Source organism: Pseudomonas sp. NY15463 (assembly GCF_048068415.1).
Lineage (GTDB): Bacteria > Pseudomonadota > Gammaproteobacteria > Pseudomonadales > Pseudomonadaceae > Aquipseudomonas > Aquipseudomonas mosselii_C.
This window is the reverse complement of sequence record NZ_JBLUQD010000001.1, coordinates 143,182-160,692: the sequence shown is the minus strand read 5'-3', so window position 1 is coordinate 160,692 and position 17,511 is coordinate 143,182. Positions and strand designations below refer to the sequence as shown.

Below are 17,511 nucleotides of genomic sequence, written 5' to 3'. Positions count from 1 at the left end.
CAAGGAAAGCGATGATGAACCCTGTCACTTCCGCACTGCGGATCTCCCCCGCCTACAGCGCCCCTACGCCCACACCCACGCCAACGGTCAGCGTATCGCAAGCCAGTAGCGTGACCGACACGCCCAGCAGCCAGGTCACCCTAGGCCAGGACAACCGTGTCGCGGACGCCGAAACCTATTCGCTCAAGGGCACCTTGGGCACCCCGGTGGTGCGCTACATCTGGGAAAAAGAAGGTACCCAGGACAGGTTGACCACGCAGATGCTCACTGGCATCGCCAGCACCAGCATCGGCAGTCGCTTCCAGGGGCTGGGCGCCGCGTTGATCGAACAACTGGCAGCCAACGGTGGCCAGCGCGTCGCGCAATCGGCGCTAGCGGCAAGCGATAACAGCGCGACCGACCCAGCCATCCTCGAGCTGCAACGGGCGAACCTGCGCGAACACGCCAGCAACAGTGTCACCCTCAACCTCACCAGCGCTTCCGGCGCCACCATCACCCTCGGCCTGTACAGCGGCGAACAGGGCTTGGCCGTCGAGGCTTCGGTCACGGGCGGCGAACTAAATGACGACGAACTCAAGGCCCTGGCCGCCTTGGCTGATGGTTTTCAGAGCGCCGTCGACGGCCTCAACCAGGAACCACCGAGCCTGAAGCTTGGTGACCTGCTCAGCGTCGACCAACGCCTGTTCACCGGCTTGCAGATGACGGCCAAGCTCGACCTGGTCAGTGGCGAGCAGCAGACGTTCGACCTGCGCCTTGACGGCTCGACCCGAAGCCTGAGCTTGCAGGGCCCCAGCGGCCAATTGCAGCTGGAGCTGGACAGCCATGACGGCGCCATGCTTGGCAGCAAGGCCCAGCGCGAGGCAGCGCTTAGCAACTACCTCGAGCAGTTCGACGCGGCTCGCCAACGGGGCAAAGGCGATGAGCAGCTGAACACCCTGTTCAAGGATGCCTTCAGCCAACTCAACAGCGTGGATGACAGCAGCGCACGCCCTGCCCGGCACAACTCGACCATCAATACCCTCAGCCGCTCGCTGCTCAGCGGGCTGGCCGACTTCAACGCGTCCATCAAGCAAACCGTCGAGCACAGCAACCCGATGCGCCCCGAGGAAGCGGACCGCTTCGACTACACGGTGTCGCAGACCACGACCAAGACAGGCAAGGGCACAAGCTTCTCGCTGGAGCAGGAACAGCAATCGAGCCTCAGCGCAGCCTGGCACTCAAGTCTCAACCCGCTGGTGGGGTTGCAACTGACGCGCGATAACGCCTCGCAGAACTACCGTTACCATCAGGTCAACGACGACGCCCGCAACACCACCCGGACATCGATCGTCAACGGCATACTCAGCGAAGCCAGCTCCGCCCAGCAGGCCAGCCGCAGCGAGCGGGTGCGGGTGTACCAGGAAGGGGTGCTGAAGTCCGACAACACCACCTCCGATGCCGAGCGCAAGTCGCAGGATCAGTTGAAGCTGATCGCCACGCTCCTGAGCCGTGACGCCAAGTCGCGCAGCGCCAACGGCATCTCGACCTTCGCCCAGGACATGGCGGACAACAGCCGCCACTGGCTGCTACAGGGCAATCCGTCGAAGATCTGAGGCGACGCGTCCGATACGCAGGCCGGCACGAAGCCGTAATGCTGTTCGCTCAATCTTAAGTGAACAGCATCAGGCCCGATGCCGGCCATTGGAGCGATCGCCTGCGTCAGCCTTCAGTGCCTTGGCCTAGCAGCACGCCGTCAACCTTTTGCCCATAGAGGTTGACACCATCCTTGGCATGGAACTTCACACGTGTTTTCTCGATCGAGCCATCGACCAGACGCGGATCCTGGGGACGTTCGTGGCGATTGATCCAAGCCGCTACGTCCCACGCCTGCTGGTCACTCAAACTGCCGGGCTTGCCCAATGGCATGTTGTACTTGATGAACGACGCTGCGGTGTTGATCCGGTGCATGCCCGCCCCCCAGTTATAGGAATCCCTCCCCCACAACGGCGGCATCACATACTCGCCAGCCACCTTCTGCCCTTCGCCCTGGCTGCCATGACAGATCGCGCACTGTTCGCGGTACACCTGCTCGCCACGCTTGAAATCGTAACCCGCCGCTGGCTGCGCCACTTCCGGGTATCCGCGCCCTGCGATCTCGACACCGGTAGGTGCTTGGGTCGAGAGCCAGTAGGCGTAAACGCTGAGCGCAGTCATCTGCTGGCTGTCCGCCGCCGGGGGACGCCCGTTCATGCTGAACTGGAAACAGCCTTGGATCCGCTCGGCGAAGGTGTTGACCTTGTCGTTTTTCTTGCGATAGGCCGGATACATCGGATAGGCGCCCCACAGCGGCGCGGAGTGAGCCATGCGCCCCTGATCGAGGTGACAGTTACTGCAATTCATGCCATTGCCGACCGCATCCGGCATCAATCGCCGGGTATCGACGAACAACGCATGGCCTTCGCGGACCATCTTGCCAAACGCGTTGTCAGGAATGGTCGTTTCAGCAGGTGGCACGAACTGCGGTGCGACGCTTGCTGGGGTGACTGTCAGTTGCGACTGATCGTCCATGGCGACGGGAGCGGCCTGGGCACTGCCCAGTACGAGCCACATGCTTGCAATCAGGGCTTTCATGGCTTGACCTCCTGGGCAGGCTGCACACCGGCGTTGGCGAAATACTCGGCAAGGGCCGTGACCTCGGTATCGGTCAACGCCTTGGCCACCTCGACCATCAGACGGTTGGGGTCGTTGCTGCGCGTGCCATTGCGCCAGGCTTGCAATTGCGCAACCAGATAGCCCGCGGGCTGCCCGGCAAGGGGTGGGAAGTGCTCACCCACGCCGACGCCACCCGGACCATGGCACTGCACGCAACCGGGCACTTGACGGCTCCAGTCGCCATACAGCGCCAGGCGAGTGGTGGGGTCGCCCGCGATCTGCTGCCGGCGCAGCTCAGGCGGCGAATCGCTGGGCAACTGCGCGAGGTAGGCGCTGACGGCATCGATTTCGGCGTCGTCCAACGCCTTGGCTAACGGCGTCATCACCGCTTGCTGTCGGCTGGCACCGCGCAGATCGCGCAATTGCTTGGCCAGGTAGCCGGCCGGCAGGCCCGCCAGCCGGGGGAAACCTGCGGCAGCGATGCCCTTGGCATCCGGGCCGTGGCAGCCCATGCAGGCCATGGCGGCGGGGTTATTCCCACCCTGGTTGTAAATACGCTGGCCATCGGCGGCAAACGCCGAAGACCCACCGAGTATCAGCAGGCTGCTGATCAGGGCATGGCTCAGGGGTTTCATCACGGAGTCTCCATTTCCTTGTTATAAGCTTAGGCCCCAAAAGCATAAGCAAGGAAATAGTAGGCCTATGTGCCACTCAGGAACATGCCACCGCGAGGCTAACCCGACTTCTACTGAGCTGGATCAATTCCCCGAAATGCAGGCGGTCGCAGCCGTGCGTACATCGCCCAGGCGCAGCGGGAAATTGTTCAGCCGCTCGTAGACCTTGATCGAACTGCCATTACCGCGCTTGTCGATGTCCAGTAGCGCCGCAGGTCCGCCCAGGCTCGACAGCTTCTGCGGCACGATCAGGCGCAAGTCTTCGTCGCCGCGCACCTGCACCTGCAGCTCACCACGGCTGTCAGCGAGCAGGTGCTTCACGCAGTCGGCATACTCACGGGGCGCCTTGCCCGAAATAACGTCCATGGTTTCATGCGAGCGCTCCAGTTCCGACACACTGACGCAACCGCCTACCAGCAACGACAAACCGACCACCAGCCATTTCATGTACACGCTCTCCCATTGCAAATGCCTCCTGTGACCGCGCAACGGCCGATTAGCTCCCGCAAAGGGTGCAAATCGCGAGCATGCCAGCGGAGGGAAGTCGCCCCCACATCGTGGTATCTTTCCCGTTCGCTGAACCAATCCTTGCGGAGCAACCCATGAAATTCGTACACCAGCGCGAGCACCTGAACGAGGACGACATCGTCGTCGTCGAGTGCTCCCAGCGCTGCAATATCCGCCTGATGAACGACGCCAACTTCCGCAGTTTCAAAAACGGCGGGCGCCACACCTACCACGGTGGGCACTTCGAGCGTTTTCCCGCCAAGATCACCGTGCCTAGCACCGGTTTCTGGAACATCACCCTGGACACCGTGACGACACGGCCGATCTCGGTAACCCGCAAACCGGCCTTCACCCACAAGATCAAGATCATTCGTCGCTCGTCGTCGAAACTCGGATAAGACTCGCATGACCCAGACCACCAAGTACGTCATCAAATACAAGCTCGACGGCCAGCGCCGCTGGGATTTCGCGCTGATGCCCGACGCCTCGCTCGAGCAAGCCCAAGAGGCCCTGCGCAAGATTCACGGCGACGACGCCAACAAGATCAGCGATATCCAGGTCAGCAAGGCCCTGTAACCCCCGCACTCAAGGAGTCGCCCATGAGCCCCTGGCAAGACCGCCGCATCCTCGACCTTCTAGGTATCGAGTTGCCCATTCTCCAGGCGCCCATGGCCGGCGCCAGTGGCTCGGCCATGGCGATTGCCGTAGGCAATGCCGGTGGCCTGGGCGCCCTGCCCTGCGCCATGCTCACCCATGCGCAGGTGCGCGCCGAGGTCGAGACGTTTCGCAGTGCTTGCAGCGGTCCGCTCAACCTGAACTTCTTTTGCCATCAGCCGCCGGCGCCAGATCCTGAGCAGGATGCACGCTGGAAGCAGGCGCTCAAGCCCTACTACGACGAGCTTGGCGCCGATTTCAACGCCCCTACGCCGGTGTCCAACCGCGCGCCGTTCGACGAACAGGCGTGCCAACTGGTCGAAGCACTACGCCCGGAAGTGGTCAGCTTCCACTTCGGCCTGCCAGCGCCCGACCTGTTGCTGCGGGTCAAGGCCTGCGGCGCCAAGATACTCTCCAGCGCCACCACGGTAGAAGAAGCGCGCTGGCTGGAAGAGCACGGCTGCGACGCGATCATTGCCATGGGCAGCGAGGCCGGCGGGCACCGTGGCATGTTCCTGAGTCAGGACCTCAACAGCCAGATCGGCACATTCGCCCTGGTGCCGCAGGTCGTGGATGCGGTGGATGTGCCGGTGATCGCCGCTGGCGGGGTCGGTGATCATCGCGGACTCCTCGCTGCCCTGGCCTTGGGCGCCTCGGCCGTGCAGGCCGGCACCGCCTATTTGTTCTGCCCCGAGGCCAAGGTTTCAGCGGCCCATCGCCATGCACTGGACAACGTGCCAGCCAGCGATACCGCCATGACCAACCTGTTCACCGGGCGCCCCGCACGTGGCATCAACAACCGCCTGATGCGCGAATTGGGCCCGATCAGCCCACTGGCACCGCGTTTTCCCTTGGCAGGCGGCGCGCTGATGCCGCTGCGAGCGATCACCGACCCACAGGGCAACAGCGATTTCAGCAACCTCTGGGCGGGCCAGGGGCTAGGCCTGGGCAAACACCTGTCGGCAGCCGAGCTGACCTGCGCAATTGCCGGGCACCACATAAAAACCTGACCACCAGATAGGCTTTTAAATCGAAAGGACGCTTTCCGACACATGGCGCATCGCTATATAGTTTGCGCTATAACGATAAGCCGTCCCTAGGAGCCATCTTGATGCGTATTCGCCTTCCCCACCTGGTCGCCAGCGCTCTGGTCAGCGTGATCTCTCTGAACAGCGCCTGGGCCGATGAAGTGCAGGTTGCGGTGGCAGCCAACTTCACCGCGCCCATCCAGGCTATCGCCAAGGACTTCGAGAAGGACACCGGCCACACGCTGGTCGCCGCGTATGGCGCCACTGGCCAGTTCTACGCGCAGATCAAGAATGGGGCGCCGTTCGAAGTGTTCCTGGCAGCCGACGACACCACCCCAGCCAAGCTTGAGCAGGAAAACGAGATCGTCCCCGGTTCGCGGTTCACCTACGCCATCGGCACCCTGGCCCTATGGTCGGCCAAGCCCGGCTACGTCGATGCCAAGGGCGAAGTGCTAAAGCACAACGCGTTCCAGCACCTGTCCATTGCCAACCCCAAGGCCGCCCCGTATGGCCTGGCCGCCACCCAAGTGTTGGACAAGCTGAAACTGACCGAGGCCACCAAGGCCAAGATCGTCGAAGGCCAGAACATCACCCAGGCCTTCCAGTTCGTCTCCACCGGCAATGCCGAACTGGGTTTCGTGGCCCTGTCGCAGGTCTACAAGGATGGCAAGGTCAGCGAAGGTTCAGCGTGGATCGTGCCGTCCACGCTGCATGACCCGATCCGCCAGGACGCGGTCATCCTCAACAAGGGCAAGGACAACCTAGCAGCCAAGGCCTTGGTCGAGTACCTCAAGGGCCCGAAAGCCGCTGCGGTGATCAAGTCGTACGGTTATGAAATCTGATGCCGCTAGATGCCAGTGACCTGGGTGCGGTCTGGCTGACCCTCAAACTGGCCAGCCTGACCACCGCCATCCTGCTGGTGCTGGGCACGCCCATCGCCTGGTGGCTGGCGCGCACCCGCTCCTGGCTGCGCGGACCGATCGGTGCGGTGGTGGCCCTGCCCTTGGTGCTACCGCCGACGGTGATCGGCTTCTACCTGCTGCTGGCCCTCGGCCCGCACGGCTGGATCGGCCAGAGCCTACAGGCGTTGGGGCTGGGCAGCGTGGTATTCAGCTTCAGCGGGCTGGTGATCGGTTCGGTGGTGTACTCCATGCCGTTCGTGGTCCAGCCGCTGCAAAATGCCTTCAGCGCCATCGGCCAGCGTCCGCTGGAAGTGGCCGCCACCCTGCGCGCCAGTCCTTGGGATACGTTCATCCACGTGGTACTGCCGCTGGCCCGCCCCGGTTTCATCACCGCCAGTATCCTCGGCTTCGCCCACACCGTCGGCGAGTTCGGCGTGGTACTGATGATCGGTGGCAACATCCCGGACAAGACGCGCGTAGTCTCGGTGCAGATCTACGATCACGTCGAGGCCATGGAATACGCCCAGGCCCATTGGCTGGCCGGGGCGATGCTGGTGTTCTCCTTCCTGGTGCTGCTGGTGCTTTACGCTGGCCGCCGTGGCAAGGCTGGCTGGAGCTAAGATGAGTGCATCGATACAGGCGCGCCTGCGCCTTGCCCGCGACGATTTCACCCTGGACGTCGACCTGCAACTGCCGGGGCGCGGCATCAGCGCGCTGTTCGGCCCTTCAGGCTCCGGCAAAACCTCCTGCCTGCGCTGCCTGGCTGGCCTGGAGCGCGCGACCAGCGCCTACATCGAGGTCAATGGCGAGATCTGGGAAGACAGCGCACGCGGCCATTTCGTCGCCCCGCACAAGCGCCCCGTAGGTTACGTGTTCCAGGAGGCCAGCCTATTCCCGCACTTGTCAGTGCGCGGCAACCTGGCGTTTGGCTGGCGCCGCGTGGCTGCGCGCGAGCGCAAGATCAGCCAGGACCAGGCCTGCCAGTTGCTCGGCATCGACCATCTGCTCGAACGTAAACCGGCCACCCTCTCCGGTGGCGAGGCACAGCGCGTGGGCATCGCCCGAGCGCTACTGAGCAGCCCACGACTGCTCCTGATGGATGAGCCGCTGGCCGCCCTGGACAGCGCGCGCAAACGCGAGATCCTGCCCTACCTGGAGCGCCTTCACGATGAGCTGGACATCCCGCTGGTGTACGTCAGCCACGCGCAGGACGAAGTCGCCCGACTGGCTGATCATCTGGTGCTGCTGGAGCAAGGCAAGGCGCTGGCCAGCGGTCCGATCGGCCAGACCCTGTCACGCCTGGACCTGCCGCTGGCCCAAGGAGAAGACGCAGGCGTCGTGCTTGAAGGCCTGGTAATCAGGCACGATCCGCACTACGGCTTGTTCGACCTGCGCTTGCCGGGAGGTGATGGCCCGCAACTGCGCATCGCGCATCCCGGCCTGCAGGTGGGCAGGACCCTTCGACTGAAGGTACAGGCCCGTGACGTCAGCCTGGCACTGGATGCCGACAGTGCCTCAAGCATCCTAAACCGGCTGCCGGTCTACGTGCGTGAATGCCGTGCGGCCGATAACCCAGCCCACCTGCTGGTCAATCTGGATGCTGGCGGTAGTGCATTGCTGGCGCGCATCACCCGGTACTCGGCCGATCAACTGGCGCTGCGCCCCGGACAGCGGCTATGGGCCCAGATCAAGTCGGTAGCGCTGCTAGGCTGAGCAACCCCGGAGCGCGCGTTGTCCATTGAGCAGAGCCACTTGATGGACTGCGCCGATGAACGACTGCCCGTTGCCCGCCAGCCTGCACTATGTCGACGATACCCAGCCAGGCTTCAGCCGACGCCGCTGGCGTGACCGCTTCCACTATTTCGACGCCGACGGCGCACGCATCCACGACCCAGAAACCCTGGCACGCATCGCGGCACTGGTCATTCCGCCTGCATATACCGAGGTGTGGATCTGCGCCGACCCGCAGGGGCATTTGCAGGCTACCGGGCGTGACGCCCGCGGCCGCAAGCAGTACCGTTATCACGCGCAATGGCGCGAGCTGCGCGATCAGCACAAGTACGCGCGCATGCTCGCCTTCGCCCAAGCGCTGCCACGCCTGCGCCTAAAACTGGAGCAGCACCTGTCCCGGCCTGGCCTGGATCGGGAGAAAGTGATGGCCTTGGTGATCAGCCTGCTCGATTGCACGCTGATTCGCATTGGCAATCGCCAGTACCTGCGCGACAACCGCTCCTATGGCCTGACCACCCTGAACAACCGCCACGTCGAGGTACGCGGCAGCAGCATCCGTTTCCAGTTCCGCGGCAAACGTGGCGTCGAGCACGACGTCACCCTGCGCGACCGGCGCCTGGCTGCACTGCTCAAGCGCTGCATGGAACTGCCAGGGCAAGCGTTGTTCCAGTATCTGGACGAAGAAGGTCAACGCCATAGCGTCGGCTCCACCGAGGTCAACCAGTTTCTCCAACAGTTGACCGGCGCCGACTTCACGGCCAAGGACTACCGTACCTGGGCCGGCAGCAGCCTGGCACTGAGCCTGCTCAGACCCTTGGCTTGGCAACCCGATGTCGAGGCCCGACGCCAGGCCGCAGCCATCGTACGCCAGGTGGCCTCACGCCTGGGCAACACCCCAGCGGTGTGTCGGCGCTGCTACATTCACCCAGCGGTGCTGGAGCACTTCCATCTGGGGCGACTGGCAGCGTTGCCCCGCGCTCGGCAACGCAAAGGATTGGAAGCCGACGAAGTGGTTTTGCTGCGCTTTCTGCAAGCGCTGTCGCCCTAACGATCATGCAGGTCAACTATTTACCCTATTGAACAACGAAATTTCCCATATTCAACCAATCCCCCTATCCTTGCCACCGAGCACCTTCGCCGGTGGCGTGCAATCAGCCATCGACACCTGCTGCACAGAGAAGCTACAGAATTTGTCTGTCGGGGAATTCTTATCCGCCGAAAGCGTCTTTAATGAGAGGGAAGAGGGACAAGCTCCCACCGCAGGGCAAACGGCTCGCGGCCATCTACACCACCAAGGAGAACTACATGCTGATACTCACCCGCAAAGTTGGCGAAAGCATCGTTATCAACGATGACATCAAAGTCACCATTCTGGGCGTCAAGGGTATGCAAGTGAGGATCGGTATCGATGCACCCAAGGATGTTCAGGTGCACCGTGAAGAGATTTTCAAACGCATCCAGGCTGGCAGTCCAGCACCGGAGAAACACAACGATCAGTAATACCACCTTTACAACATCGAGCCGCACGGACGCGACTGATCGATTGCCCGCCCACGCGGGGAGCCTCCCCCTGAACCTCAGGTGCCCAGGAGTTCACGCACCGTGGCGATCATTGTGTCCATGTCGAAGGGCTTGTCGAACACTGCCGCGAACAGCTCCGGGCATACACGCCCCAGGCTGGCTTGCGCACCGCTCATCAACACCACCGGCAAGTCGGCGAGCTGCAACTCGCCACGGATGGCTTCGGCCAGCTCCTTGCCGTTGAGCACAGGCATCATGTAGTCCGTGATCACCAGGTCTACGCGTTTCTCTTTCAACGCGTCCAGCGCCTTACGACCATTGCTGGCCTTTTCCACCAGAAAGCCTTCGTCTTCCAGGGCAAAACCCAGGATATCAGCGATCAGGTACTCGTCATCGACGATCAAGATGGTGTACATGGCGTCATCGCATCAGCGATCCTCCTGGGTAACCGCCGTACCGCTAAGGACCCCGGCAGCCCCCTCGAAGGCGCGCGCCAGGCTGATGCCGTGCGGGCCAAGGGAGAGTGACTGCAAGGTAGGATCGTGGTCGCTGTCACGTACTTTGACAATCGACATCACGCGGTGCAAGCGCGCCTCAAGTTCGGCCAGACGCAGCAGCAGCAAATTGTCGACGATGCTCGAAAGATCAGGCGCTGGCGCGGTGATCTCGGCACCGAAGATGTCACGCATCTCCCACGTCAGCAGTACCGTCACATCGCGCGCCCGCAGCTCGCCGGTCAACGCGCGGAAGAAACTATTGAGCCGTGTCGGATCCAGCGCCAAGCGGCCAAAGGCGCCAAGGCTATCGATGACGACGCGCTGGGCGCCGCTGGCCTGCACCTGGTCAAGCAGACGCTGGCCGACCTGATCGAGCAAGCCTTCGGTAGTGGGTTGCCAGCACAGGCGCACAGCGCCGCTCTGCTCAAGCGCCGGCAGCGGCACACCCAGCGCGGCAGCCTTGTGCCGCAGCCGCACCGGCGTTTCGTAGAAACCAAAGTGCAAGCCGGGCGACTGTGGGGTGGATGCCGCTAGAAACGCAATGCCCAACGCCGTCTTGCCCACCCCGGACGGCCCCATCAGCAAGCTTACCGAGCCGCGCGTCAGGCCACCGCCGAGCATCGCATCGAGGTCCGCCACGCCGGTGCTCACTTTATCCAGAGTCTGCGCCCCGTGCTGGCTGGGATGGCCATACAACGACTCCAGACGCGGGAACACCCGAAGGCCATCTTCGTCGATCAGGCATTCGTGGCGTCCCGACAAGGCGCCGCTACCACGTGTCTTGCGCAACTGCACGTGGCGCACGGCGGCATTGCCGACCAACTGCTCGCTGAGTTCGATCACGCCATCGACCATGGTGTGCTCTGGACTGCCCTCCTCCAGGCGGGCACTGGTCAGCAACAGCACCGTGCAGCCGGCGAAAGCGGCATGGCCCTGCAGCTCGGAAACGAATTTCTTGGTATCCAGGCTGCTGGACGCGCGGTTTCGCGCGTTCAGCACTCCGTCGACCACCAGCAGCGTGGCCTGCTGACGGGCGATCTCCTGACGCAGCAGGCGCACGACAGCATCCAATCCGTCCTGCTCAAGGGTATCGAAGGCACTGAGGAACTGAATGCTGTCCCCCACCAACTGGCGATCGAAAAAGCTCAGTGTCGAAAGGTACTGGAACAAGCGCTCGTGGGACTCGCTAAGCAGGGTCGCTACCAGCACGCGCCCGCCGTCACGCACATGGTTGCACGCCAGCTGGTTGCCCAGGATGGTCTTGCCCGAGCCCGGATGGCCCTGCACGACATAAGCCGCCCCGACCACCAACCCCCCTTTGAGCAAAGCATCGAGTCCGGTGATGCCCGTTCGCAAGCGCTTGAGTTGTTCAACCATGGCTGTCTATCCATCAGTGGAAGGCTGATCGGTGCCCACGCATGCGGGCAGGTACACTCTCATGCAGGTCCCCTCGCCCAGAGCACTGGTCACGCTGATGGCGCCATTGCTCTGCTTGGCGAAACCATATACCTGGCTCAGGCCAAGACCGGTGCCCTTGCCAAACGCCTTGGTGGTAAAGAAGGGCTCGAAGATGCGCGGCAATACCTGCGGATCGATGCCTTGCCCATCATCCTGCACCTCGAAGCGCACGAACAGGCCATGCAGGCCCTCCACTTCGCCAGCCAAGCGCACCTGCTCGACCACCAGGCGGATCTGACCCCGCCCGCTGATCGCATCACGGGCGTTGAACACCAGGTTGAGCAACACCATCTGCAACTGGCCCGCATCCACCTCGATCAGAGGCAGGTCGGCGTGTACCTGTTCAATCAGATCGATGTTCCGGGGCAAGGCATGCTCCAGCATGCTTCGGGTAGAGGCGACCACCTGTAGCGGTGCGATGCAGGTCACGCTCAGTTGCCGATGCCGGGCGAAGCTGAGCAGTTGCTGGGTGAGGTCCGTGCCTCGCTGGCCGGCGGCGAGTATGTGCTCCAGCAAACGCCGCGCGCGGGCCGGATCCTGGCTAGCCAGCGCCAGCCGGGCGGAACTCAGGATGATGGTCAGCAGGTTGTTGAAATCATGGGCCAGCCCCCCGGTCAGTTGCCCCAGCGCTTCGAGTTTTTGCGCCTGGAACAGCTGCGCACGCATGGCATCCAGCTGCAGCCTAGATTCACGCCTATCGGTGATATCACGGGTGATTTTGGCAAGGCCGATGACCTCGCCATGCTCATCACGAATCACATCCAGCGCCGCCAACGCCCAGAACTGCGTGCCATCCTTACGCACCCGCCAGCCCTCGTCCTGCGCCACGCCCTGCTCCAGAGCCTGGCGCAACAAGCGTTCAGGGCGCCCTTCGGCGCAGTCGTGGTCGCTGAAGAACAACGAGAAATGCCGGCCAATCACCTCGTCAGCGCAATAGCCCTTGATCCGTTGCGCGCCGGCGTTCCACGACACCACATGGCCTGTGGGGTCGAGCATGTAGATGGCATAATCGACCACGGCCTGAACCAGCTGTTCATAGCGCGTTTCAGACATGACCGTGGGGCTGGTGCGGTCCGTTGAAACCATGAAATACCCCATGTACCGCGAAGGACACCGTTGAGCGTAGCCAAAAGCAACGCCCCCCATCGTGACTATCGATGACAGTCCGCCCCCGCCTTCGGGACGCCCGGACATTGTGCCACTTGGCCGTGCAACAAGCACGCATGCTGATGTATTCGAAGGGCGGCGGTCGGCGGGTATTAGTGTCATAGCTGCGCTTTGCCAATTGCCCTATAGTGAGCTGCCATGTCCGCATACAAGGATGTCACATGCCCGCCAAACCCCGCATGCAAGACCTGCAGGACGACCTCTTGAGTACCGCAAGCGACCTGGAAAGCCTGTCCGAAGCCCTCGATGGCCACGCCCGCTACCTGCGTTATTCAATCCACCGGCACGAGGCGCGCACCCTCGATGGCCACGCCCAGGATCTGCGGGAAACCGCAAGTGAAATGCGCGATATCGCCCAGGGGATCACCCCCTGAGGACCCGCGCTCGTGAGGGTTTGCAATGCGAGCGCCGGCGAAGACCTCGATGGTCGGCTGCCTGAGCCTTGCTTGCACCCTAAGACGTTGATTTGCGCATACATTTCGTGTCTAATCGGCAGCTTGCCCATCGCGCCCCGATGGTGAAATTGGTAGACACATCGCACTTAAAATGCGCCGCCGCAAGGTGTGCCGGTTCGAGTCCGGCTCGGGGCACCATCGCTCGCACCCCCTCGCGACCCGCACTTGGCTGTCTCTGCGAGACTACTCGCCGCCAACGCTGCTTTTCCTTTGATCTTTACAGCACTTGCCCGCCTAAACGCCGGAAATCCGCCGCCCAGCTGCTAGAGTGGACAGTGTCACCGTCCACCGGAGCGCCGCCATGCGCCATGCACTGCTTGAAGGGCAACGCGACATCATCCTGCTGCTCGCCCGCATCCTGCTGATGACCCTGTTCGTGCTCGCCGGCTGGGGCAAGCTGAACGGCTTCGAAGGCACCGTCGGCTATATGACCTCGCTCGGTGCCCCCATGCCCACCCTCGCCGCAGCGGTCGCGGTAATCATGGAGTTCGTGGTTGGTATCGTACTGATCCTGGGCTTCTACACCCGCCCACTGGCCTTGCTGTTCGCCCTGTTCGTGCTGGGCACCGCCCTGATCGGCCACCCTTTCTGGAACATGGTGGACCCTGAGCGCAGTGCCAACATGACTCAATTCCTGAAAAACCTCAGCATCATCGGCGGGCTACTGGCCTTAGCCGTTTCAGGGCCAGGCCGCTATTCCCTTGACCGACGCTGAACCACACCAGCACGCACACCTGCCGATTCAGTCGTCGCAGTCGTCGTGCCAGGCGGGGTGATCGTCTTCGTCGTCGAAGTCGTCCAACCCGGCTTCGTCTTCCTCGGCGTCGTCGAGTGCACCATAGGCATCAGCCTCAGGCTGGAAAGCGTCATGGAATTCAGGGTCAAGCAGGTGATCGTGCTCGGGTTCGTGCAGGTCGTCTTCGTCGTGCATCGCAGGCTCCGGTGGCTACAGCCCGCCTGTATAAGCCGATCACGGCAGCCGGTCAATCCCATGGGCGTTAACCCTGGCTTAACCGCCAAGGCGCAGTGTTGAGCCTCTCCCTTCAAAACGACGTTTGCCCGCCCTTGCGTGGCGGGCTTTTTTTAAAAAGCGTCGTCCGACAAAAGCTCTGCACCGACTTCCACCGCTGCTGCGCCCCGCTGATACGATCAACCGGCTTAACCGCATAATTTGAACCGCCGTGTACGTAGCTAAGGTACGCTGATCCACGCCTTCAATCTGCCGATCTACCCGAACAGCTCACCCGACATCGGGCTCCAAGGCCTTGATCGAGTGCATGCTGTCGATCTCGTTATAGGTGAGGTCACGGTAGCCGGCGATCTTCTTGCGCTGGTTGCCCATGGTGAAGCCCTCTCGCCGTGTTGGCACCACAAAATGGCGCATGTCGATTTTTTGGCGCGGCGGACTTATGCTACCCGCGAAGAGATGGCTCCGAAGGGATCGGGATGACCAAACTAACCAAGATTCGCATTACCCTCACGCTTGGCGCGATCGTCGGAATTGCTCCGGTGACACTCATCTTCGTTTGGGGGTTAGTTTATTTGGTCACCGCAATCCTTTATTTGAACAACCCCGCTTTGCCAGTGGCGGTAATCGTCATATCTATACCGAGCCTATGGGGCTGCTGGAAAGCCTATGCAGCATCGATGGCGAGCCACCCCAAACACCCGCGTGACTGGCGGGTTATCGCCGCGGTGATCGTGGCGACTCTCTGGGCCTTTCCATGCAGCGCGGCAGTGAACTGGGATCTCACGGTCTTACTCACATTCCTGATGCCGGGCTTGACAGCAGCAATCATGCTCGGCGTCACTGAGTACCGCAGTCGTAAGAGTGGTGAGAGGGGCGAGCTTACGGCACTACCCGATTGAGAGCCTCATCAACCTTGTCGGCTGCTTGGGCACTCCAAAGAGGAAATCACCAAGCGCGTTTATCGTCGGGTCGGCAAAGTAGTGAGCCCGACCAAGTAGAGGGCTGATGCCGAAACGATGCCTTGGGATGCGGAAACGATCAGATTTTCTATCGCCCAAAGAAAAACCCCGCAGACGTTAATCTGCGGGGCTTTCGAATAGTGGAGGCCGAGGTCGGAATCGAACCGGCGTAGACGGATTTGCAATCCGGAGCATAACCACTTTGCTACTCGGCCTCAAAGTCGGATACAGCTTTCGCTATCTCCTTGAAACCGCTGTTCTTTTTCAAGTCAGCTGCGTTTCGATGGACGCCATTATGTCCACATTCGGCCCACCTTGCAACCCCCTTTCAGAAAAAAATCTTCAAGGGGTTCAAGGTGTTAGCGCAGCCGCCCGAGCTTGCTCCACAAACCGACCAGGGTGTTCTCCAGCGCGCCACTGGCGGCGACGCCGATACGCTCCTGCAAGCTCTTGCGTTCGGCAAAGCGCAGGTGGAACAGGTTGGCTTCGCGGGCTCGCTTGCTCAGGTACTCGTCGCTGGTGCCCAGCTCGTCCACCAATTGGCGGTTCAGCGCAGCGATGCCCAGCCATACCTCGCCCGTAGCCACCTCATCGATGTGCAGCTGCGGGCGGTAGCGGGCGACAAAGTCCTTGAACAACTGGTGGGTGATGTCCAGGTCTTCCTGGAACTTCTCCCGCCCCTTCTCGGTGTTTTCGCCGAACACGGTGAGGGTGCGCTTGTACTCGCCCGCGGTGAGCACCTCGAAGTCGATGTCGTGTTTCTTGAGCAGGCGATTGACGTTAGGTAGCTGCGCGACGACGCCGATGGAGCCCAGAACGGCGAACGGCGCGCTGACGATCTTCTCGCCGATGCAGGCCATCATGTAGCCGCCACTTGCAGCGACTTTGTCGATGCAGATCGTCAGTGGGATACCCGCCTCGCGAAGACGCGCCAGTTGCGAGGCCGCCAGGCCGTAGCTGTGCACCAGGCCACCGCCGCTTTCGAGGCGCAGCACCACCTCGTCACGAGGGGTGGCGAGGGTCAGCAGCGCGGTGATCTCGTTACGCAGGCTTTCGGTGGCCGAGGCCTTGATATCGCCGTCGAAGTCGAGCACGAACACCCGACGCTTCTCTTCCGGCTTTTTCTTCTTCTGCTGCTTCTCGGCCTTGGCCTGCTGCTTGCGCAGGGCCTTGAGTTCGACCTTGTCGAACAGGCCCGATTCCAGGCGCTCGCGCAGCTCTTTATAGAACTCGTTGAGGCGAGTGACCTGCAACTGCCCACCCGGCTTGCGCCGCCCCTTGCCGCGCAGGCCGGCAATAGCCGACAGCACCACCAGAATGGCGATCACCAGCGTGGCGGTTTTGGCGAGAAAGCTTGCGTATTCGGCAAGAAACTCCATAATGTCCGGTTGTCCTTTGAATGTGCGTAGATAATGCCATGACTTGTGACGCATTGGAACATGCTTGTGACACCCCGCCAAGTCACCGCTTGGGCAGTATTGCGCGCGCAGACAGGCCCACGCGAATAAGGACCCCTCGCCCGCACAGGCATCCGCACACGGGCACGCTCAGGGGCCTACGCGAGCCCTATGGGGGTACTTGCCTGGGTACTATATGACAGGTGGCGCCACGAAAATTTGCGGTAATTTTTGAAAGCCCCATGACCGCTAAGACCTCCCAAAGCCCTCCCCTATGGGTGCCTCACAGCTCCAGGCTGCGCAGTGACTCAGAGGGTGACCCTATGGGCTTAGGATGGGCCTTAGCGGACCGCAGCGGACCTATGTGCTTGGACGTAAACAATCAAAACTAAGGGCCACAATGACCTGGGTCTATCGGAGCGCGCAGCGGGCCAGCAGACCCAAAGAGCGCCTAATGACCCAGACAGGTGGCGCACAGGCCTTGTGGGAATGACCGACAGGCGAGTGAGGCTATGGCTGGCCGCTCCTGCTGGTCACTCTCACAAAGGCTATGAACGAAATAAAGGCTATGGAACACAGCGCGGGCGACCCTCAGACCTCACACAAAGTCATCACAGGGTCACCACACGGTGCACGCTCACACTAACTTCAAGAGACCCGGCTGTGTCCAGCAGACCGAATCGGTGAGGCTACTGCACGTCAACCACTCAGGGCCGACATACGATCACCACTGCGCCACCTATCGCACCACACGATCAACCACCCGAGGGAGACCATACACGGGCACTGTAGAGCAGGACGGGCAGTAGCCTCACCGATGAGGTCTATCTATCAGAGGGCATAGAGGGGTGCTTTATGGTGGGGTGTGCTTATCAGCAATAAACACCCTTCACTCAGTAGACGGTAATGAGACCGTGACGGGATCACAAAGGACCCCATAGAGGGATCGTCACGAACCAT

The 17,511-nt window shown here is 61.9% G+C and carries 21 protein-coding genes and 2 tRNA genes; 13 read left to right on the top strand and 10 right to left on the bottom strand.

Annotated elements, in window-relative coordinates; translation table 11 throughout:
• The first annotated feature begins 14 nt into the window (after positions 1-14).
• Positions 15-1,592 (top strand): hypothetical protein, encoded by a 1,578-nt coding sequence (locus tag ACNFIC_RS00840; RefSeq protein ID WP_416779325.1) that lies wholly within the window; start codon positions 15-17, stop codon positions 1,590-1,592.
• 106 nt (positions 1,593-1,698) lie between these two features.
• Here ACNFIC_RS00840 and ACNFIC_RS00835 read toward each other — a convergent pair whose 3' ends face one another.
• The 3 genes from ACNFIC_RS00835 to ACNFIC_RS00825 form a co-directional block, all read right to left on the bottom strand.
• Positions 1,699-2,610, bottom strand: a complete 912-nt coding sequence (locus ACNFIC_RS00835; RefSeq protein ID WP_138217327.1) for a c-type cytochrome — start codon at positions 2,608-2,610, stop codon at positions 1,699-1,701.
• Positions 2,607-3,266, bottom strand: a complete 660-nt coding sequence (locus ACNFIC_RS00830) for a c-type cytochrome (RefSeq protein WP_416779324.1) — start codon at positions 3,264-3,266, stop codon at positions 2,607-2,609. The genes ACNFIC_RS00835 and ACNFIC_RS00830 overlap by 4 nt, the downstream gene beginning before the upstream one ends.
• Before the next feature lie 123 nt (positions 3,267-3,389).
• Entirely contained in the window at positions 3,390-3,752 is a 363-nt protein-coding gene (locus tag ACNFIC_RS00825; RefSeq protein ID WP_416779322.1) for a hypothetical protein, read from the bottom strand.
• Between the two features lie 155 nt (positions 3,753-3,907).
• On the opposite strand from ACNFIC_RS00825, the gene ACNFIC_RS00820 reads away from it, so the two are divergent.
• From ACNFIC_RS00820 to csrA, 8 genes are all read left to right on the top strand, one after another.
• A complete protein-coding gene (locus ACNFIC_RS00820) occupies positions 3,908-4,210 on the top strand; it encodes a DUF1883 domain-containing protein (protein WP_138217324.1) in 303 nt (100 codons plus the stop codon).
• Positions 4,211-4,217: 7 nt separating this feature from the next.
• Positions 4,218-4,388, top strand: coding sequence for a hypothetical protein (locus tag ACNFIC_RS00815; RefSeq protein ID WP_171030883.1), 171 nt, complete (start codon positions 4,218-4,220; stop codon positions 4,386-4,388).
• Positions 4,389-4,411: 23 nt separating this feature from the next.
• Positions 4,412-5,476 carry an NAD(P)H-dependent flavin oxidoreductase gene (locus ACNFIC_RS00810; protein WP_416779320.1) on the top strand — a complete coding sequence of 355 codons (1,065 nt, stop codon included), beginning with the start codon at positions 4,412-4,414 and terminating at the stop codon, positions 5,474-5,476.
• A gap of 101 nt (positions 5,477-5,577) precedes the next feature.
• On the top strand, positions 5,578-6,336 hold the full coding sequence (gene modA, locus ACNFIC_RS00805; protein WP_416779318.1) for a molybdate ABC transporter substrate-binding protein: 759 nt from the start codon (positions 5,578-5,580) through the stop codon (positions 6,334-6,336).
• On the top strand, positions 6,336-7,016 hold the full coding sequence (modB, locus tag ACNFIC_RS00800; protein WP_416779316.1) for a molybdate ABC transporter permease subunit: 681 nt from the start codon (positions 6,336-6,338) through the stop codon (positions 7,014-7,016). Before modA ends, modB begins: the two co-directional genes overlap by 1 nt.
• A 1-nt stretch (position 7,017) precedes the next feature.
• The gene (modC, locus tag ACNFIC_RS00795) at positions 7,018-8,109 is read left to right on the top strand and encodes a molybdenum ABC transporter ATP-binding protein (RefSeq protein ID WP_138217320.1); all 1,092 of its coding nucleotides are present in this window, start codon (positions 7,018-7,020) and stop codon (positions 8,107-8,109) included.
• Positions 8,110-8,164: 55 nt separating this feature from the next.
• The gene (locus ACNFIC_RS00790) at positions 8,165-9,175 is read left to right on the top strand and encodes a DNA topoisomerase IB (RefSeq protein ID WP_138217319.1); all 1,011 of its coding nucleotides are present in this window, start codon (positions 8,165-8,167) and stop codon (positions 9,173-9,175) included.
• Positions 9,176-9,432: 257 nt separating this feature from the next.
• The gene (gene csrA, locus ACNFIC_RS00785; RefSeq protein ID WP_138217318.1) at positions 9,433-9,627 is read left to right on the top strand and encodes a carbon storage regulator CsrA; all 195 of its coding nucleotides are present in this window, start codon (positions 9,433-9,435) and stop codon (positions 9,625-9,627) included.
• A gap of 77 nt (positions 9,628-9,704) precedes the next feature.
• On the opposite strand, the gene ACNFIC_RS00780 is transcribed toward csrA, so the two are convergent.
• Genes ACNFIC_RS00780 through ACNFIC_RS00770 form a run of 3 tightly spaced genes read right to left on the bottom strand, consistent with a single transcriptional unit; the run spans position 9,705 to position 12,689 of the window.
• Positions 9,705-10,064 carry a response regulator gene (locus ACNFIC_RS00780; RefSeq protein WP_138217317.1) on the bottom strand — a complete coding sequence of 120 codons (360 nt, stop codon included), beginning with the start codon at positions 10,062-10,064 and terminating at the stop codon, positions 9,705-9,707.
• Positions 10,065-10,076: 12 nt separating this feature from the next.
• The gene (locus tag ACNFIC_RS00775) at positions 10,077-11,522 is read right to left on the bottom strand and encodes an ATPase domain-containing protein (RefSeq protein ID WP_138217316.1); all 1,446 of its coding nucleotides are present in this window, start codon (positions 11,520-11,522) and stop codon (positions 10,077-10,079) included.
• 6 nt (positions 11,523-11,528) lie between these two features.
• Complete coding sequence (locus ACNFIC_RS00770; protein ID WP_416779312.1) at positions 11,529-12,689, bottom strand: two-component system sensor histidine kinase NtrB; 1,161 nt, start codon at positions 12,687-12,689, stop codon at positions 11,529-11,531.
• Positions 12,690-12,931: 242 nt separating this feature from the next.
• Here ACNFIC_RS00770 and ACNFIC_RS00765 point away from each other — a divergent pair, with 242 nt between their 5' ends.
• The 3 genes from ACNFIC_RS00765 to ACNFIC_RS00755 all read left to right on the top strand — a co-directional run bounded on the left by ACNFIC_RS00765 (position 12,932) and on the right by ACNFIC_RS00755 (position 13,940).
• Complete coding sequence (locus ACNFIC_RS00765) at positions 12,932-13,144, top strand: hypothetical protein (RefSeq protein ID WP_138217315.1); 213 nt, start codon at positions 12,932-12,934, stop codon at positions 13,142-13,144.
• Between the two features lie 134 nt (positions 13,145-13,278).
• Positions 13,279-13,363: transfer RNA gene (locus tag ACNFIC_RS00760), tRNA-Leu, on the top strand.
• Positions 13,364-13,526: 163 nt separating this feature from the next.
• Entirely contained in the window at positions 13,527-13,940 is a 414-nt protein-coding gene (locus tag ACNFIC_RS00755) for a DoxX family protein (RefSeq protein ID WP_416779310.1), read from the top strand.
• 27 nt (positions 13,941-13,967) lie between these two features.
• On the opposite strand, the gene ACNFIC_RS00750 is transcribed toward ACNFIC_RS00755, so the two are convergent.
• Both ACNFIC_RS00750 and ACNFIC_RS00745 read right to left on the bottom strand, forming a co-directional pair.
• Positions 13,968-14,156: a hypothetical protein gene (locus ACNFIC_RS00750; RefSeq protein ID WP_138217313.1), complete on the bottom strand. Its 189-nt coding sequence runs from the start codon at positions 14,154-14,156 to the stop codon at positions 13,968-13,970.
• 309 nt (positions 14,157-14,465) lie between these two features.
• Positions 14,466-14,609, bottom strand: a complete 144-nt coding sequence (locus tag ACNFIC_RS00745; protein ID WP_416779307.1) for a hypothetical protein — start codon at positions 14,607-14,609, stop codon at positions 14,466-14,468.
• 62 nt (positions 14,610-14,671) lie between these two features.
• Here ACNFIC_RS00745 and ACNFIC_RS00740 point away from each other — a divergent pair, with 62 nt between their 5' ends.
• A complete protein-coding gene (locus ACNFIC_RS00740) occupies positions 14,672-15,094 on the top strand; it encodes a hypothetical protein (protein WP_138217312.1) in 423 nt (140 codons plus the stop codon).
• A gap of 201 nt (positions 15,095-15,295) precedes the next feature.
• On the opposite strand, the gene ACNFIC_RS00735 is transcribed toward ACNFIC_RS00740, so the two are convergent.
• Together ACNFIC_RS00735 and sohB are read right to left on the bottom strand one after the other, a co-directional pair.
• A tRNA-Cys gene (locus tag ACNFIC_RS00735) sits at positions 15,296-15,369 on the bottom strand.
• A 144-nt stretch (positions 15,370-15,513) separates the two neighbouring features.
• Positions 15,514-16,533 (bottom strand): protease SohB, encoded by a 1,020-nt coding sequence (gene sohB / locus ACNFIC_RS00730; protein ID WP_138217311.1) that lies wholly within the window; start codon positions 16,531-16,533, stop codon positions 15,514-15,516.
• Positions 16,534-17,511: the final 978 nt, after the last annotated feature.

Coding starts and splice junctions, on each gene's coding strand:
- ACNFIC_RS00755 (WP_416779310.1), top strand. CDS start 13,527: ATGCGCCATGCACTGCTTGAAGGGCAACGCGACATCATCCTGCTGCTC.
- ACNFIC_RS00750 (WP_138217313.1), bottom strand. CDS start 14,156: ATGCACGACGAAGACGACCTGCACGAACCCGAGCACGATCACCTGCTT.
- csrA (WP_138217318.1), top strand. CDS start 9,433: ATGCTGATACTCACCCGCAAAGTTGGCGAAAGCATCGTTATCAACGAT.
- sohB (WP_138217311.1), bottom strand. CDS start 16,533: ATGGAGTTTCTTGCCGAATACGCAAGCTTTCTCGCCAAAACCGCCACG.
- ACNFIC_RS00765 (WP_138217315.1), top strand. CDS start 12,932: ATGCCCGCCAAACCCCGCATGCAAGACCTGCAGGACGACCTCTTGAGT.
- ACNFIC_RS00745 (WP_416779307.1), bottom strand. CDS start 14,609: ATGCGCCATTTTGTGGTGCCAACACGGCGAGAGGGCTTCACCATGGGC.
- ACNFIC_RS00770 (WP_416779312.1), bottom strand. CDS start 12,689: ATGGTTTCAACGGACCGCACCAGCCCCACGGTCATGTCTGAAACGCGC.
- modA (WP_416779318.1), top strand. CDS start 5,578: ATGCGTATTCGCCTTCCCCACCTGGTCGCCAGCGCTCTGGTCAGCGTG.
- ACNFIC_RS00820 (WP_138217324.1), top strand. CDS start 3,908: ATGAAATTCGTACACCAGCGCGAGCACCTGAACGAGGACGACATCGTC.
- ACNFIC_RS00815 (WP_171030883.1), top strand. CDS start 4,218: ATGACCCAGACCACCAAGTACGTCATCAAATACAAGCTCGACGGCCAG.
- ACNFIC_RS00825 (WP_416779322.1), bottom strand. CDS start 3,752: ATGAAATGGCTGGTGGTCGGTTTGTCGTTGCTGGTAGGCGGTTGCGTC.
- ACNFIC_RS00835 (WP_138217327.1), bottom strand. CDS start 2,610: ATGAAAGCCCTGATTGCAAGCATGTGGCTCGTACTGGGCAGTGCCCAG.
- ACNFIC_RS00840 (WP_416779325.1), top strand. CDS start 15: ATGAACCCTGTCACTTCCGCACTGCGGATCTCCCCCGCCTACAGCGCC.
- ACNFIC_RS00790 (WP_138217319.1), top strand. CDS start 8,165: ATGAACGACTGCCCGTTGCCCGCCAGCCTGCACTATGTCGACGATACC.
- ACNFIC_RS00775 (WP_138217316.1), bottom strand. CDS start 11,522: ATGGTTGAACAACTCAAGCGCTTGCGAACGGGCATCACCGGACTCGAT.
- ACNFIC_RS00780 (WP_138217317.1), bottom strand. CDS start 10,064: ATGTACACCATCTTGATCGTCGATGACGAGTACCTGATCGCTGATATC.
- ACNFIC_RS00830 (WP_416779324.1), bottom strand. CDS start 3,266: ATGAAACCCCTGAGCCATGCCCTGATCAGCAGCCTGCTGATACTCGGT.
- ACNFIC_RS00810 (WP_416779320.1), top strand. CDS start 4,412: ATGAGCCCCTGGCAAGACCGCCGCATCCTCGACCTTCTAGGTATCGAG.
- modB (WP_416779316.1), top strand. CDS start 6,336: ATGCCGCTAGATGCCAGTGACCTGGGTGCGGTCTGGCTGACCCTCAAA.
- ACNFIC_RS00740 (WP_138217312.1), top strand. CDS start 14,672: ATGACCAAACTAACCAAGATTCGCATTACCCTCACGCTTGGCGCGATC.
- modC (WP_138217320.1), top strand. CDS start 7,018: ATGAGTGCATCGATACAGGCGCGCCTGCGCCTTGCCCGCGACGATTTC.